We start from the raw sequence: 16,352 nt of genomic DNA on the forward strand, positions 1-16,352 counted from the left end.
TTTCAGCCCTGACTTAAATCTAGGCTCAAGCGTTCATCCAGCGATGACATCGTGCGCTGCAATTGATCGACGGCTTCGTCGAGCAGCACTGAATCCCCCACATCGATGACACGCTCCAGTTGCTCGCAATGCTCAACCAAGCGCTGTGCCCGGACCATGCGCGCACCGCCCTTGATGCGGTGCGCCAGGTCGCGCAGCACACAGTGATTGCCATTGGCGTGCGCCTGGAGCAGATCATCCCGATCCACCCGGTTGGTCACCGTCAGTTCGCGCACCAGACGATCAATCAACGTGCGGTCCGCACCGACGTATTGCTCCAGGCCACTGAGGTCAATCTCCGGCGTTGAGGGCTCTGCGACAAGTTCTGGCGTCTGGTTCAAAAACCTGGAGGCCAACCAAGTGTTCAGATCCGCCAGCAGGATCGGTTTGAACAGGCAGTCGTCCATGCCCGCCTCCAGGCATCGGGCCTTCTCCTCGGGCTGCGCATTGGCGGTACAGCCCAGAATCAATGTAGCTGGCAATCCCTTGGCACACTCTTCATCGCGGATTGCACCCGCCAGTTCATAACCGCTGAGCCTGGGCATATTGCAGTCGGTAACCACCAGATCGAACTCATGTTTACGCCACAGCTTAAGCGCCCGTGCGCCCTCTTCGGCCTCCAGAACATGATGCCCAAGGTGGCTCAGTTGCCGTGAAAGCAACAGTCGATTAGGCGGGTGATCGTCAACCACCAGAATCGTCAGTGGCCGCGTTGGCGCCTGCAATCCGCTCTCCACGGCCTCAATGGAAGGCAACGACGGCAATGCGATCAGCTCAAGATTGATGTCGACCTGCGAGCCTTGTCCAAGGACGCTGTCGAGTTGCAACCGCCCGCCCATCATTTCGCACAGCGTGCGGCTGATCACTAACCCCAGGCCAGAGCCGCTTCGGGCTGACTGTCGGCCGTTATCGGCCTGGATGAACGGGCTGAACAACCGTTGTCGGTCGACGGTGCTGATGCCTATGCCGGTGTCTTCAATCTGCACGCTGACCGCCAGATGTCCTGACATGACGGCCGCCACTCGCAGCGTCAGGCTCACTTCACCCTCATGGGTGAACTTGATGGCGTTGCTCAGCAGATTGGACAGCACCTGTTTGAAGCGTGTGGGATCGATCAACACATCACAGTCACTGTGTTCGTCCAGATCGATTCGCCACGCCAGCGCTTTCTGCCGTGCCAAGCCTTCGAAAACCCGACACACCGACTCCACCAGCCCCCGCAGATTGGCGCGCTCAGGGGTCAGGGATAAATGCCCTGACTCGATACGCGCGATATCCAGGATGTCGCCGATCAGCGCCAGCAATTGTTGTGCGGCACTGGACGCCACCTCAATGGCGCTACGGTCGGTGACGCCCTCGTCCGCACGCTTCAAGGCCAGTTCGAGCATGCCGATCAGGGCGTACAACGGTGTGCGTAGCTCGTGACTCATGGTCGCCAGAAAAGTGGTTTTGGCGCCATTGGCATCCTCCGCCTCAGCCTTGGCGTCCTGCAATTGCCGCAACCATTGCTGGCGCTGGCGGATCTGCCGACGCTGCCAGGCGATCCAGCCCAAGGCGAGCAACAGCAAGGCTCCCGCCACGGCAAACGCTTGAACAATGCCTTGGCGATGACGCAACCAATAGCTGTCATCCACCACCACGTCATTGCTCCAGCGGGCCACCAGATCGTCCATCTCCTGGGGCGAGATGCTCAGCAATGCCTTGTTCAGAATCGAGTGCAGCTCCAGCGCATCACTTCCGGTCGCCAGAGCGATGCGTGCCGGTTCATCGCCCACGGTACTGCTGATGCGCAGACGCCCGCTGTAATACCGGGCAATCAGGTAGCGGGTCATGAACAACGAACTGAGCGCGGCATCGGCTTCCCCCTTCATGACCATTTCCAGGCCTTGGGCCGGGCTTTGCACATCCAGCATCCGCACCTGCGGTGCCCTGGCAAGAATGAATGCGCGCATGGGATGACTGTGATAAATCGCCAGGCGTTTGCCGGCCAGATCGTCCAGCGTTCTCGGGCTGCCGGGGGTGACTGCACTGACCAGCGTGTATGGATTGGTGACGTAAGGGCTGGTAAAACGCAGCCCGGCCACACCTTCAGTCGTGGGGATGAGCGCCGGCAATATGTCGATCTCGCCAGCCTTGAGTCGCTGGATCTGCTCGTCCAGGGATTGGCCCCGCTGCACGTCAAAGTTCAAACCGCTACGCTGGCTGATCAGCGTCAACAATTGCGCGGTCAACCCGCTGAATCGCCTTTCGGCGTCATAGAAAGTCAAAGGCGCAAAGTCCCCGACCACTCCGACCCTCACCGTCGGATGCTGATCCCGCCAGTGCTGTTCACTGGCGCTCAGACTCACCCGCTGCAGACCCAGTCGATTGGCGCGGCCGGCACTCCATCGTTGCTCGATGGCAGAGCGTTGCTCCATCGGGATCGCCGCCAGTGCCTGGTCGACGATGTTTTTCAGGCGCGTATTGTCCCGCACCAATGCGAAACCGAACGGGTTGGCGTCAAGGCCGGATGGCCCCATCAACTGAACGTTATTGTGGTAGTTGTTGTTGATCAGGTAATTGGCACTGATAAGGTCCCCGAGATACACATCAGCCTGCCTGTATGCCACGGCTCCGAGTGCATCGAGCGCCGATGGGTAACGTTGCAGATCAGCCTTGGGATAGAAGGCTTTGACGGTCTGCTCCGGCAGATAGTCGGCGACCATGGCGATGCGTTTACCCGCCAGATCCTCGGGCATGCGCTCGTCCAGTCTGGTGACCAGCATCGGCTGATCTTCGGCATAGGCGCTGGTTCGATTCAGTTCGGGATCGGCGGCCTCGAAGCTGTTGGAGGTTCCCAGCAGATCCAGGTCTTTGCGTTTGAGTGCCTCCATCGCCGACTCGCGTGTGCCGTAGCGCAGCACCTCGACGTTGACGTGCAGCAGTTGCGCAAGCAGCTCGACGTAATCGGCGGTAATGCCCTCCAGCTCATCGTGATTGCGCGTCAATTCGAAGGGCGGGTAGTCCGGCCCCGTTACTCCGACGCGCAACACCCGTTTGCTGACCACCCAATTGCGGTCATCCATGCCCAGCTGGACGGCATAGCCATCCACCGTGGAGCGCCCCAGCAGGCGCAATGACTTAGGCTCGTCGGCTACCGCGACCAGGGCCTGCGATGCAAGACATAGGATCAACACCCACAGGAAGATGCGCACGGTCGGGTTCATTCAGATCAGATGATTGCGCTTGGCGAAATCGCGCAGGTGTACCGCAGCGTTCACGCCCAGTTTTTCGATCAAGCGGGTCTTGTAGGTGCTGACGGTTTTGTGACTCAGGTGCGTAAGCTCGGCGATGGCCTTGTTACTCATACCCTGGGCCAAATACCGCAGGATTGTCAGTTCGCGGTTGGAAAGTTTATCGATCATCTCTTTTTCGCTGCGTTGCCGGGGGTCCTGCGATCCCGCAGGCAACCGCGCGAAAAAGGTGTAACCGGCCATGACGGCGTGCACGGCTTTTTGCAATTGTTGCAAGGAGCGGGTCTTGGCGACATAAGCCATGGCCCGGGCGCGCATGCAACGCTCTTGAAAAAAAAGCGGATCCAGGGAAGTGAAAACCAGTACCAGACATAGCCAACCATTGGCCCTGATCCGGTCCAGCAGCTCCAGCCCATCGCCACCGGGCATAACCAGATCCAGTATCACCAGATCGACTGCATGCTCACGAAGTATCGATAAGGCCTCGCCAACACTGGACGCCTCAAAAATGAGTTTGAAGCCTTCCCGCTCGAGTACAAGTGTGACTGCGGCACGTACCACCGGATGATCGTCCACAATCAGCGCTTTCTTCATGGCAATTCCTTTGCAAAAACTCAACGATTGCCCGCCGGTAACCGCCGGGATAGACGCAGCGGCTGCGCAATGACTTTTGCACGGAAAGCAGGAGAAATGTACCTATCAGAAATGATAGTACCGACGAACGGTAACCCTGGACTCAACCCATCCGTTGTCGACTCCGCTCCTGATCCAGTGGCGATGCAGCTTCACACGCAGGCGGATCGATGAGCTCCATCAGCCGTCGAATGGCGGCTAAATCCGGCAGCGCCGCGTGGTCTTCGTAGATCAAGGCGTGGTGAACCTGGCGGTTATCGCGCAAGAACCCGGACAGATCCAATGCCCCTGCCACCAGAGAGGCATTGATGATCACCAGGTCGAACGGCTCGCATCCGTACTCGACCAGATTCAGCATGTCGGCAAGACTTTGCACCGGCGCCACTCGGTAATAACCGAGCTGGTTGAACAACCGCTCGGTTTTCATCCGGTGAAAATGCTGTTGGTCGGCGATCAGGATGCGCAAGGCTTTGTTGATCATCGCGGGCCTCAGGTCGATGGCTGATGAGTGAGGCGGCAAGGCTACGGAAGACCCGAGAAGCGTTCTGTAGGACCTTTCCTAAAAATCGAGGGTTCTGTCCGACTTAAAGATCAAAAGATCGCGGCCTTCGTAGGAGCTGACGCAGCTTGCGACAGCTCCTACTTTTGGCAGCCTTACTGCCAGCCAAACCGCCGAATGTAGAAGCCTTTCACCGCCTGGGTCAGTGCCATGTACGCCAGCAGAATCACCGGCAGGAACACAAAATACAGCGACGGCAGCGCCTGCAGTTTGAAGTAATGCGCCAGCGGCCCCATCGGCAGGAAAATCCCCACGGCCATGATAATGCCCGTCATCACCAGCAGCGGGGTGGCGGCGCGGCTTTGCAGGAACGGGACCTTCGGCGTGCGGATCATGTGCACGATCAGCGTCTGGGTCAGCAGCCCGACCACGAACCAGCCGGACTGGAACAGGGTCTGGTGGTCCGGGGTGTTGGCATCGAACACGTACCACATCAAGGCAAAGGTGCTGATGTCGAAGATCGAACTGATCGGGCCGAAAAACAGCATGAAGCGTCCGACGTCCGCTGGCTGCCAGCGTTGGGGCTGTTTCAGCATGTCTTCATCGACGTTATCGAACGGGATGGCGATCTGCGAAATGTCATAGAGCAGGTTCTGCACCAGCAGGTGCATCGGCAGCATGGGCAGGAACGGAATGAACGCACTGGCCACCAGCACCGAGAACACGTTTCCGAAGTTCGAGCTGGCGGTCATTTTGATGTACTTGAGCATGTTGGCGAAGGTCCGCCGCCCTTCCAGCACGCCCTCCTCCAGCACCATCAGGCTTTTTTCCAGAAGAATGATGTCCGCCGCTTCCTTGGCGATGTCCACCGCGCTGTCCACCGAAATGCCGATGTCAGCAGTGCGCAGGGCTGGCGCATCGTTGATGCCGTCGCCCATGAAACCGACCACGTGACCGTTGCCCTTGAGCAGGCGGACGATGCGTTCCTTGTGCGACGGCGTGAGTTTGGCGAAGACGTTGGTGGTCTCGACCGCCACCGCCAGCTCGGCGTCGCTCATGCGCTCGATGTCGTTGCCCATCAGCAGGCCTTGCTGTTCCAGCCCGACTTCACGGCAGATTTTCGCGGTCACCAGTTCGTTGTCGCCAGTCAGCACTTTCACCGCCACACCGTGCGCGGCCAGGGCCTTGAGCGCCGGCGCGGTGCTTTCCTTCGGTGGATCGAGGAAAGCCACATAACCGATCAGCGTCAGCGCCTGTTCATCGGCCAGGCTGTAAGTGTCGCGCCCCTCGATCATTGGYCGCGCCGCCACCGCCACCACCCGCAGGCCTTCGGCATTGAAGGTGGCGGTGACTTGGCGAATCCGCGCCAGCAATTCATCGCTCAGCGCCTCGTCGGCATCGCCATGGCGCACCCGGGTGCACACCGCCAGCACTTCCTCCACCGCGCCTTTGCAGATCAGCAGATGCGGCTGATCACGCTCGGCCACCACCACCGACATGCGCCGACGGGTGAAGTCGAACGGAATCTCGTCGACCTTGCGAAACGCCGTGCCGACTTTCAGTTCACGGTGGATCTCCACGTGTTCCAGCACGGCCACGTCCAGCAGGTTTTTCAGGCCGGTCTGGTAGTAGCTGTTGAGGTAGGCCATTTCCAGCACGTCATCGGAATCGTTGCCCCAGACATCGACGTTGCGCGCGAGGAAGATTTTGTCCTGGGTCAGGGTGCCGGTCTTGTCGGTGCAGAGCACGTCCATGGCGCCGAAGTTCTGGATCGCATCGAGGCGTTTGACGATGACTTTTTTGCGCGACAGGAACACCGCGCCTTTTGCCAGGGTCGAGGTGACAATCATCGGCAGCATTTCCGGGGTCAGGCCCACGGCGATCGACAGCGCGAACAGCAACGCTTCGGTCCAGTCACCCTTGGTGAAACCGTTGATGAACAACACCAGCRGCGCCATGACGAACATGAAGCGGATCAGCAACCAGCTGACCTTGTTGACTCCGGTCTGAAACGAAGTCGGCGCACGATCGGTGGCACCGACCCGCTGCGCCAGCGCGCCGAAATAGGTGTTGTTGCCAGTGGTGAGAATCAGCGCCATGGCCGTGCCGGACACCACGTTGGTGCCCATGAACAGGATGTTGTCGAGGTCCAGCGGGTTGTGGGTGTGGTTGTCCTGCTGACGTGGGAATTTTTCCACCGGCATCGATTCACCGGTCATCGCGGCCTGGCTGACGAACAGGTCCTTGGCGTTGAGCACTCGGCAATCGGCAGGAATCATGTCACCGGCCGAGAGCACGATCAGGTCACCCGGCACCAGTTGCTTGATCGGCAATTCGAGGCGTTGCGCACCGTTGTTCGCCACCTCCCGACGCATCACCGTGGCGGTGTTGCTGACCATCGCCTTGAGCGCGTCGGCGGCCTGGTTGGATTTGGTTTCCTGCCAGAAACGCAGCAAGGTCGAGAGCACCACCATCGAGAAAATCACGATGGCGGCTTTCATGTCTTCGGTCAGCCAGGAGATCACCGCCAGCAAGGTCAGCAGCAGGTTGAACGGGTTTTTGTAGCAGTGCCACAGGTGCGTCCACCACGGCAGCGGTTGCTCGTGCTCGACTTCATTGAGGCCATATTGCTCGCGCAGGGCATCGGCTTCGGCTTCACTCAGGCCGTCGGTGTGGCTGCCGAGGTTATCCAGCAATTGGCCGGTGTCGCTGTTGGCAGCGGCGACCAGGGTTTGCGCGAGCGTCGGCGGGACTTCACGGCTGACCGTGGTGTCGGTGAAGCTTTCCAGCAGCGCCAGTCGACGGAAGTGCCGGGCGATGTGACGGTTTCGCAGGAATCCGGCGAAGAATTCTTTCAGCCAGGTCAGGTTCATGGCAGTGCCCCCCCAGGGTCAGCCGGGAAACCGTCGAGCAGGCGTGTCGAGGCGCTGCGATGACGACACGGGGTCGAACATCACACGCTGTTCAGCGTCGATGAGAGGACGTCGGGAGTCGGGCCAAAACCGGCCACGATCGGGATGCCGCTGCTCGCTTTACGGCGAGACAACGGCACAAAAAGGCTGCGCGTTATCTTGCCGGGAAAATGCCGGTTACCGAGACCGGCCGACAACTGTCACTCGAACAAGTACCCACTGTGGGTCTCCGCTAATTGATGAAAACGCGTGAAGCTTACGCCGCGATATCTAGAGAGTAAACGCTGCGCAGGGGTGTTGCAGGGGGAATCTCGGGGTTCTTCAGGAAGGGTTCAGGTTGATCGCAAACCTGTGGCGAGGGGGCGGTGCGGCGTTCCGACAAGCCCCCTCGCCACAAAATCTCAGCTGGCAGTCGCCAACAACACGTCCCTCACCGATCGGCCACGGGATTTGCCATGGTCATACAACGAGCCGGCAATTTCATCGGCGCGGATCGGCAGGATCGACAGCAAGGTGTCGCTCAAGCCGTGGCTGGCCTGGCAGAAACCCTGCATGTAGATGCCGGCCTTGCAACGCTCGTCGGTGATCAGCCTGTAATTGCGATCGACTTCGAAATCGCCCAGGTATTGTTCCAGCGGCGCCAACAGTTTGCGGTGCATCTGCCGCTCGTAACCGGTGGCCAGCACCACGGCGTCGTAGCGGTGAACCGTGACTTCGCCAGTGGCGTTGTTGCGCATCGCCAGCTCGATACCGCGCTCGGTCGCGGTGGCTTTTTCGACGGTAGTCAGGGTGCGGAACGCATGGCGCGCAACGCCCGAGACTTTCTGCCGGTAGAAGATCCCGTAGATGCGTTCGATCAGGTCGATGTCCACCACCGAATAGTTGGTGTTGTGGTACTCGTTGACCAGACGCTCGCGTTCACTGCTGGCCTGCTGGAACACCAGGTCGGTGAACTCCGGCGAGAACACTTCGTTGACGAAGGGGCTGTCATCGGCCGGTTTCAAGGCCGAGCCGCGCAGGATCATGTCCACCTGCACCGACGGGAAGCTGTCGTTGAGGTCGATGAAGGCCTCCGCCGCGCTCTGCCCGCCGCCGATGATCGCGATGTTCATCGGTTGGTTGTTCACGCACGGTTGCCTGGCCATGCGCTCCAGATACTGGGAATGGTGGAACACCCGACCGTCATCCTTCAGTGCCTTGAACGCTTCGGGAATGCGCGGTGTACCGCCGGCGCTGACCACCACCGAACGGGTGGTACGCACATGCTGCAAACCCTGGGTATCACGCGAGATCACTCGCAACGCCTCGACCTGATGGTTATGCAGCACCGGCTCGATGGTCAGCACTTCCTCGCCGTAGCGACTCTGCCCGGTGAATTGCCCGGCGACCCAGCGCAGGTAGTCGTTGTACTCCATGCGGCACGGATAGAAGGTGCCGAGGTTGATGAAGTCCACCAGACGACCATGGTGCTTGAGGTAGTTGACGAAGGAATACGGGCTGGTCGGGTTGCGCAGCGTCACCAGGTCCTTGAGAAAAGAAATCTGCAGTTCGCTCTGGGTGACCAGGGTGTTGCCGTGCCAGCGGTAGTCCGCCTGCTTGTCGAGAAACAGCACATCCAGCTCGCCCTGGCTCGGCCCGCGCTCTTGCAGGGCGATGGCCAGGGCCAGGTTCGAAGGGCCGAAACCAACGCCGATCAGGTCGTGAACGATGGGCGATGCAATTGCCTGTGTCATTTCCAGTGTCCTCTGGATAAACCCCGCAGCTGCGGGGATAAAGCCTGGGTGACCTGACCGGCCTTTGGCGGCAGCAGATCGTCTGTTGAATAGGAACGAGGACCATGAAAAAAAATTTAACGAGGACTGATTTAAGCGACGTCCCACTGGCGCATACGCACCCGGCAATGCTTCATGGCATTGACGATGTGTTTTTCCACCAGCGCCTTGGAAATCCCCAGGTGCTCGGCGATTTGCGGGTGTGACAGGCCTTCGATCTTTCGCAGCAGAAAGCTCTCGCGACACAGCCGTGGCAACTCCGCCAGTGCGCGCTGGAGCATGTCCAGGCGCTGACCGTGATCGAGGCTGTTGTGAGGCGAAGGGATGAAGTAGCGCTCTTCGCTGTCGAGCACGTCCAGGGACTCGACCTGACGCAAGGCATTGCGTCGGTGGTCGTCGATCACCAGGTTGAGCGCGGTGCGATAAAGGAACGCCCGGGGTTGTTCGATCGGCGTGTCGCTGGAACGCTCCAGTACCCGCAGATACGCGTCATGCACCACATCTTCGGCCACCTGGCGGTTGCCTAGCTTGGCGTTCAGGAAACACACCAGCTCGCGATAGTAGTTTTCCAACATGACTCCCGGCCGCATGGGGGTGCGGTTTCTATCCTTGAGCCAGATCTGCCACCGCCCAAGTAGGCAGTGGCACGATGATGGCGATTTCGAGTGTGTAATTTATAGTAATTCTCATATAGATTTAAAGCGCTGTTTCTATTTGCCTGCTAAATAGTGCTGTCCTATACCTTTGACTTTGTCTGTCACTCAAAGCCTCAACGCTTAAATTCCCCGCCCCTTCCCTCGTCTACAGGACAGCTCCCCGTGGCTGTCGGTCCTCCGACAGCGTTCAGCTGTCGCCAGGTTTTGCGCGCAAGTTGAATGACGGGCCGAATCCTTTTGGCCGGAACCCTGCATGAAACGTCCCCGTCACACCCGACGCGCCCTGCTTGTTGCTCTTTGTCTGATCCCCGTTATCGCCATCGCGGCCTGGCAGGTTTTGCCTGCGGGTCGTGACCGGTTCGCCACGGTCCAGGTCGCGCGCGGCGACATTGAAAGCAGCGTCACGGCATTGGGAACCCTGCAACCGAGGCGGTATGTCGATGTCGGCGCCCAGGCCTCCGGGCAGATCCACAAGATCCATGTGGAAGTCGGTGACGTGGTCAAGGAAGGCCAGTTGCTGGTGGAAATCGATCCCTCCACCCAACAGGCCAAACTCGACGCCGGGCGTTTTTCCATCGACAACCTCAAGGCGCAGCTGCAGGAGCAACGGGCACAACACGACCTGGCCCGGCAGAAATATCAGCGTCAACAGCACCTCGCCGCCGGCGGCGCGACACGGGACGAAGATGTGCAAACGGCCCAGGCCGAACTGCGCACCACGCAAGCGCGCATCGACATGTTCGAGGCGCAGATCCGCCAGGCTCAGGCCAACCTGCGCAGCGATCAGGCCGAACTCGGCTATACGCGCATTTACGCACCGATGAGCGGAACGGTTGTGGCCCTCGATGCCCGCGAAGGCCAGACACTCAACGCCCAGCAACAAACGCCGCTGATCCTGCGCATCGCCAAACTGTCGCCGATGACGGTCTGGGCCGAGGTCTCGGAGGCTGACATCGGCCACGTCAAACCCGGCATGAGCGCCTGGTTCACCACGCTCAGCGGCGGTAACCGGCGCTGGAGCAGCACGGTGCGGCAGATTTTGCCGATACCGCCCAAACCGCTGGATCAGACCAGCCAGGGCGGCGGCAGTCCGGCCAGTTCCAGTAAAAGCGGGACGGCCCGCGTGGTGCTGTACACGGTGCTGCTGGACGTCGACAACGCCGACAACGCGCTGATGGCGGAAATGACCGCCCAAGTGTTCTTCGTTTCCAACCAGGCAAAAAACGTCCTTACCGCGCCGGTCGCCGCCTTGCAGGGCGGCCCGCAGACCGACAGTCAAACGGCTCGGGTGGTCGCCCAGAACGGCAGCATCGAGCAACGGACCGTGCGCACCGGCATCAGCGATCGCTTGAAGGTGCAGATCCTCGACGGACTGGCCGAAGGCGATCACCTGTTGATCGGCCCCGCCGACGGCAGTGGAGGTTGAATGCAAACGCCTCTGATCGACCTGCAGGACATTCGTAAATCCTACGGTGGCGGCGACGCGCCTGAAGTTCATGTGTTGCGCGGCATCGACCTGTCGATCCACGCCGGGGAGTTCGTGGCGATCGTCGGCGCTTCCGGCTCCGGCAAATCGACGCTGATGAACATCCTCGGCTGCCTCGACCGGCCAACGTCCGGCGAGTATCGGTTCGCCGGCGAAAATGTCGCGGCACTCGACAGCGATGAGCTGGCCTGGCTGCGCCGCGAGGCATTCGGTTTCGTGTTTCAGGGATATCACCTGATTCCGTCCGGTTCGGCCCAGGAAAACGTCGAGATGCCGGCAATCTACGCCGGCACCCCAGCGGCCGAACGCCACGCCCGTGCCGCCGCCCTGCTCGACCGTCTCGGCCTGGCAGCACGCACCGGCAACCGTCCGCACCAGCTCTCCGGCGGCCAGCAGCAACGGGTGTCCATCGCTCGCGCATTAATGAATGGCGGCCACATCATCCTCGCCGACGAACCCACCGGCGCCCTCGACAGCCACAGCGGCGCCGAGGTCATGGCGCTGCTCGACGAACTGGCGAGCCAGGGCCATGTGGTGATCCTCATCACCCACGACCGCGACGTGGCGGCCCGGGCCAAACGCGTGATCGAAATCCGTGACGGCCTGATCATCAGCGACAGCGCCCGCGACAACCCCGCCGTGCAGGCCTCGGCCAATCCCGGTGCGCTGCAAGCGGTGGATTTGCGCAAGCGGCTGAGCGAAGGCAGCGAGGCCACCGGTGCCTGGAAAGGCGAATTGGTGGATGCGATACACGCGGCCTGGCGGGTGATGTGGATCAACCGCTTCCGCACCGCCCTGACGCTGCTGGGGATCATCATCGGCGTCGCCTCGGTGGTGGTGATGCTGGCGGTCGGCGAAGGCAGCAAGCGTCAGGTCATGGCGCAGATGGGCGCGTTCGGCTCGAACATCATTTACCTCAGCGGCTCCGCTCCCAATCCACGCACGCCGCCCGGCATCGTGACCCTGGATGACGTCGCCGCGCTGGCCAGCCTGCCGCAAGTCATGCGAATCATGCCGGTCAACGGCGCCGAAGCCGGGGTGCGCTTCGGCAACCTCGACCACCTGAGCTACGTCGGCGGCAACGACACCAACTTTCCGGCGATCTTCAACTGGCCGGTGGTCGAGGGCAGTTACTTCACCGAGGCCGATGAACGCAACGCCGCGGCGGTCGCGGTGATCGGCCACAAGGTGCGCAGCAAATTGCTCAAGGACGTCACCAACCCCATCGGCCAATACATCCTGATCGAAAACGTGCCCTTTCAGGTCGTCGGCGTGCTCGCGGAAAAAGGCGCCAGTTCCGGCGATTCCGACAGCGACAATCGGATTGCCGTGCCCTACTCGGCCGCCAGTGTCCGGCTGTTCGGCACCCACAACCCCGAATACGTGGCCATTGCCGCGGCCGACGCGCGCAAGGTCAAAGAGACCGAAAAGGCCATCGAGCAGTTGATGCTGCGCCTGCACGACGGCAAACACGATTTCGAACTGACCAACAACGCCGCGATGATTCAGGCCGAGGCGCGCACGCAAAATACGCTGTCGCTGATGCTCGGTTCGATTGCGGCGATCTCGCTGCTGGTGGGCGGCATCGGCGTGATGAACATCATGCTCATGACCGTGCGCGAACGGACCCGGGAGATCGGTATCCGCATGGCCACCGGCGCTCGTCAGCGCGACATATTGCGCCAGTTCCTCACTGAAGCCGTGATGCTCTCGGTGGTCGGCGGGATCGCCGGCATCGCCCTGGCGCTGATCGTCGGCGGCGTATTGGTGCTCAGCAAAGTCGCGGTGGCCTTTTCCCTGGCGGCCGTCATCGGCGCCTTCGCCTGCGCACTGATCACCGGCGTTGTCTTCGGCTTCATGCCGGCCCGCAAAGCTGCCCGACTCGACCCGGTCACGGCCCTTACCAGTGAATGATCGATCTATGAAACCGCAACTGAGCCTGTTGACCCTTTGCCTGTTACTCGGCGCCTGCAGCCACCCGGCTGCGCGCCCGGACAGCGGCATTCAACCACCGCCGGCCTGGCAATCACCACACGATGAAAGTGCCTCCCGGACGAGTCGACAATGGTGGACGCAGTTCGGCAGCCCGCAGCTTGATCGCCTGATCGAACAGGCCCGCGTCGGCAGTTATGACCTCGCCGCCGCCATCGCTCGGGTGCATCAGGCCCGGGCCGACACAGTGATTGCCGGCGGCTCGCAGCTGCCGGAGATCAAGGCCGGCATGAACGCCAACCGCCAAAAACTGTTGCGCGGCAACGGCTACAGCCAACTCGATGCCGACAGCAGCAATAAGGCCGTGGACTACTTTGACGCCAACCTCAGCGCCAGTTACGAAATCGACTTCTGGGGCGGCAAACGTGCGTCCCGGGACAGTGCGCAATTCGGGCTGCGCGCCAGCGAGTTCGATCAGGCCACGGTTGAATTGACCTTGCTCAGCGGCGTGGCCAGCAGCTACGCGCAAGCCTTGTCGCTGGATGAACAAAGTCGCATTGCCGAGCTGAACCTGGCCAATGCACAGAACGTTTTGAAACTGGTGCAGACCCGTTTCAACTCAGGCTCGACCACCGCGCTGGAACTGGCCCAACAAAAAAGCCTGGTGGCGGCGCAACAACGGCAACTGCCGCTGATTCGCCAGCAAGCCGAGGACGCCCGGATCAACCTCGCCGCCTTGCTGGGCCGACCGGTTCAGCAACTTCCGCCCAGCCACGAATCCTTCGATCAACTGCAATGGCCTGCCATCGATGCCGGATTGCCCAGCGAACTGCTCAGCCGCCGCCCGGACATCGCCCGCGCCGAAGCGCAACTGGCCGCCGCCCAGGCCAACGTCACGGTCGCACGCGCAGCCATGTTGCCCGCCGTGACCCTCAGCGCCGACATCGGCTCGGGCGCCAACACGGCCAGCGACATTCTGCGCAGCCCGTTCTACAACCTCACCGCCGGGCTGGTCGCACCGATCTTCAACAACGGCCGCCTCGGTGCCGAGCGCGACAAGGCCACGGCCCGCCAACAAGAACTGCTGGAAGCCTACCGAGGCGCGATCATCAATGCGTTTGCCGACGTCGAAAAAGCCCTCAACAGCATTCGCGGCCTGGATGAACAGCGGCAGTGGCAACGCGAAGAACTGAACCAGGCCCAGGCCGCGTTCAACATTGCGCAAAGCCGCTATCAGGCTGGCGCCGAGGATTGGCTGACGGTGCTGGAAACGCAGCGCACGCTGTATGCGGCGCAGGACTCGAATGTGCAACTGCGGTTGTCGCGGTTGCAGGCGAGCATTGCGTTGTACAAGGCGTTGGGTGGGGGGTGGCAGGTGCTTTGATCGAGGTTATCCGTCACCAAAAACTGTGTGGCGAGGGAGCTTGCTCCCTTGCCACAAGTGCCTGGCTTACGAACTCAGCGGCTTGACCTTCAGATTCCGCGCATACCACGGCCGTTGCGGCACTCGCCGGAACAAATCCGCGAGTTTCTTTTCATCCGTACCGAAGGTAATGCGCAGCGCCAGCTTCATGGTTTCCGGGTCCATTTCCACCGACTTGCCGACCTGCAATCCCGGCGTAGTGCTGCAACCGTGGGTGCTCGGGCCGAGCCACGGATCATCGACTTCAACCCAGCGCCCCGGGGCGAACCAAGGCACGCCATTGACCTCAAGCCGACTGAGCTCACCCGGATGGAAACGCTCGTGGGCGCGGAACCAGTCTTCCAGGCGATCGTCGATCCAGCCGTGGAAATGCCAGAACACCGGGTTCACGTGGGATGAAAACGGGTCACCGAGGAAGTCGTTTTCCGGCGCATACCAACGCGCGGAAAAGTCCGCCGGATCCCGGGCAAAAGGCACCGGCTGACCGTTGGAGGGATCCCGTGGCACCGAGGCCCAGCGCATGTGCAGCCAGTCGTGCAGCCCCAGTTCCACCTCCGAACCGAACTGCCCCAGGGTCAGCTTCGACAGGTAACGCGGGTCGCGGTAACGGGACTCCCATACCTGAAAATTGCTGTGGTAGGTCTCGGCAGTCTTGATGTCGCTGACCCACTGGGTGTACTCGGTGTCTTCGGCGGCCAGCCAGGTGGGCGGCAGCGCCGTGCCATCGTGATTGTCGAAATAGCGGGCGAAGCCCTGACGGTCGCGTTCAAGCTCCGGCTGCGGCATCGGGAAGCTCGACCAGGACGGCAGGTCCTGCATCGAACGCGCCGTGCCGAGCATGTGCCGGTGCATGAAGAAAAAGTCGACTCCCGAACCATTACGGTCTTTGCGCGGCCCCCGGGCATCGCGCTCATTGCCTCGCGGGCCCGGCTGCCAGCCGATGCCGCGCAAGGCGTCCTGTTGGTCCTTGGAGAGTTTGTGCCATTTGTCCCGCGAGGCGTGCCAGAGCTGGTGGAACAAACGGTGCTCGGGGGAAATCAGCCACGCCAGCAACGGCGGATTCAACCCCACACGCTCACGGGCTTCGGGAAACAGCCGTTTGCGCGCGACAAAACGATTGTCCAGTTCCAGCAAACCGAGCGGGCGATCCAGGCGCAGGATCCGCCCGCTGAGGGTGCCACTGCCGGCATTGCCGAAATCGGCCCAGACCTCATCGAACGTGACCGCCAGCTCATAAGCCGGCGCGCCGTTGGCCGATTGCCGATCGATCAGGCGCCAGTACAGCTGGCTGGCGTCAGGCGACACCAGGTCGCCGATCACCCGGTAACGCGGCTCGGCTGCGCTGCGTAACTGCTGCGCGGTATCGAGGCAGCCACGCAGGCCACGGCCGCGCTGAGCGATGTCGAGAAACAGCTCCAGCCCGTGCTGCGGTAAACCGTCGAGGCCCGCTTGCGAACCTTCGAAGCGGATATCCCAGATGCCTCGCAGCGAGTTGGCCAACTGCTGACCCGCGGTGTCCGCGAGGTCGACCGTCGCCTCGCCGGGGGTAATCGTCGGGTCCGGCTTCGTCCATTCGCGATGCCCATAATAAGCCGCAGGCACGGCAGCGCCAGTCAGCGCCAGGCCTGCCATGAACCATCGTCGAGAAATCGTCATTGCCCTACCTGTGTCAGCCATGAAGCAGGCTTTATCCAAGCTAGAACGTTTGTTGTGCGGGGAAATTTAAGCGTGCCAAACACAATCCCCTGTGGCGAGGGAGCTTGCTCC

10 protein-coding genes are annotated in these 16,352 nt (G+C 61.2%); 3 read left to right on the top strand and 7 right to left on the bottom strand.

From position 1 onward, the window contains the following. Nucleotides 1–2: 2 nt before the first annotated feature. From AC1DIS_RS18280 to AC1DIS_RS18305, 6 genes are all read right to left on the bottom strand, one after another. Nucleotides 3–3,245, bottom strand: a complete 3,243-nt coding sequence (locus AC1DIS_RS18280) for a transporter substrate-binding domain-containing protein (RefSeq protein WP_477743755.1) — start codon at nt 3,243–3,245, stop codon at nt 3–5. Next, entirely contained in the window at nt 3,246–3,866 is a 621-nt protein-coding gene (locus AC1DIS_RS18285) for a response regulator transcription factor (RefSeq protein ID WP_064619022.1), read from the bottom strand. Between the two features lie 142 nt (nt 3,867–4,008). Continuing rightward, entirely contained in the window at nt 4,009–4,386 is a 378-nt protein-coding gene (locus tag AC1DIS_RS18290; RefSeq protein WP_477743756.1) for a response regulator, read from the bottom strand. A 173-nt stretch (nt 4,387–4,559) separates the two neighbouring features. After that, nucleotides 4,560–7,277: a magnesium-translocating P-type ATPase gene (mgtA, locus tag AC1DIS_RS18295; protein WP_477781010.1), complete on the bottom strand. Its 2,718-nt coding sequence runs from the start codon at nt 7,275–7,277 to the stop codon at nt 4,560–4,562. 440 nt (nt 7,278–7,717) lie between these two features. After that, the gene (locus AC1DIS_RS18300) at nt 7,718–9,049 is read right to left on the bottom strand and encodes a lysine N(6)-hydroxylase/L-ornithine N(5)-oxygenase family protein (RefSeq protein ID WP_477743758.1); all 1,332 of its coding nucleotides are present in this window, start codon (nt 9,047–9,049) and stop codon (nt 7,718–7,720) included. 131 nt (nt 9,050–9,180) lie between these two features. Continuing rightward, nucleotides 9,181–9,663, bottom strand: coding sequence for a sigma-70 family RNA polymerase sigma factor (locus AC1DIS_RS18305; protein WP_019579945.1), 483 nt, complete (start codon nt 9,661–9,663; stop codon nt 9,181–9,183). Nucleotides 9,664–9,997: 334 nt separating this feature from the next. Here AC1DIS_RS18305 and AC1DIS_RS18310 point away from each other — a divergent pair, with 334 nt between their 5' ends. The 3 genes from AC1DIS_RS18310 to AC1DIS_RS18320 are packed head-to-tail and all read left to right on the top strand — an operon-like array spanning nt 9,998 to nt 14,546. Beyond that, entirely contained in the window at nt 9,998–11,170 is a 1,173-nt protein-coding gene (locus AC1DIS_RS18310) for an efflux RND transporter periplasmic adaptor subunit (RefSeq protein ID WP_477743759.1), read from the top strand. Continuing rightward, nucleotides 11,171–13,144, top strand: a complete 1,974-nt coding sequence (locus AC1DIS_RS18315) for a MacB family efflux pump subunit (protein WP_477743760.1) — start codon at nt 11,171–11,173, stop codon at nt 13,142–13,144. Between the two features lie 7 nt (nt 13,145–13,151). After that, nucleotides 13,152–14,546 (top strand): efflux transporter outer membrane subunit, encoded by a 1,395-nt coding sequence (locus AC1DIS_RS18320; RefSeq protein ID WP_477743761.1) that lies wholly within the window; start codon nt 13,152–13,154, stop codon nt 14,544–14,546. Nucleotides 14,547–14,612: 66 nt separating this feature from the next. Here AC1DIS_RS18320 and pvdP read toward each other — a convergent pair whose 3' ends face one another. Then, on the bottom strand, nt 14,613–16,241 hold the full coding sequence (pvdP, locus tag AC1DIS_RS18325; protein ID WP_477743762.1) for a pyoverdine maturation tyrosinase PvdP: 1,629 nt from the start codon (nt 16,239–16,241) through the stop codon (nt 14,613–14,615). Nucleotides 16,242–16,352: the final 111 nt, after the last annotated feature.

Source organism: Pseudomonas sp. 05N433 (assembly GCF_056396925.1).

Coding starts and splice junctions, on each gene's coding strand:
- AC1DIS_RS18280 (WP_477743755.1), bottom strand. CDS start 3,245: ATGAACCCGACCGTGCGCATCTTCCTGTGGGTGTTGATCCTATGTCTT.
- AC1DIS_RS18285 (WP_064619022.1), bottom strand. CDS start 3,866: ATGAAGAAAGCGCTGATTGTGGACGATCATCCGGTGGTACGTGCCGCA.
- AC1DIS_RS18290 (WP_477743756.1), bottom strand. CDS start 4,386: ATGATCAACAAAGCCTTGCGCATCCTGATCGCCGACCAACAGCATTTT.
- AC1DIS_RS18300 (WP_477743758.1), bottom strand. CDS start 9,049: ATGACACAGGCAATTGCATCGCCCATCGTTCACGACCTGATCGGCGTT.
- AC1DIS_RS18305 (WP_019579945.1), bottom strand. CDS start 9,663: ATGTTGGAAAACTACTATCGCGAGCTGGTGTGTTTCCTGAACGCCAAG.
- AC1DIS_RS18310 (WP_477743759.1), top strand. CDS start 9,998: ATGAAACGTCCCCGTCACACCCGACGCGCCCTGCTTGTTGCTCTTTGT.
- AC1DIS_RS18315 (WP_477743760.1), top strand. CDS start 11,171: ATGCAAACGCCTCTGATCGACCTGCAGGACATTCGTAAATCCTACGGT.
- AC1DIS_RS18320 (WP_477743761.1), top strand. CDS start 13,152: ATGAAACCGCAACTGAGCCTGTTGACCCTTTGCCTGTTACTCGGCGCC.
- pvdP (WP_477743762.1), bottom strand. CDS start 16,241: ATGACGATTTCTCGACGATGGTTCATGGCAGGCCTGGCGCTGACTGGC.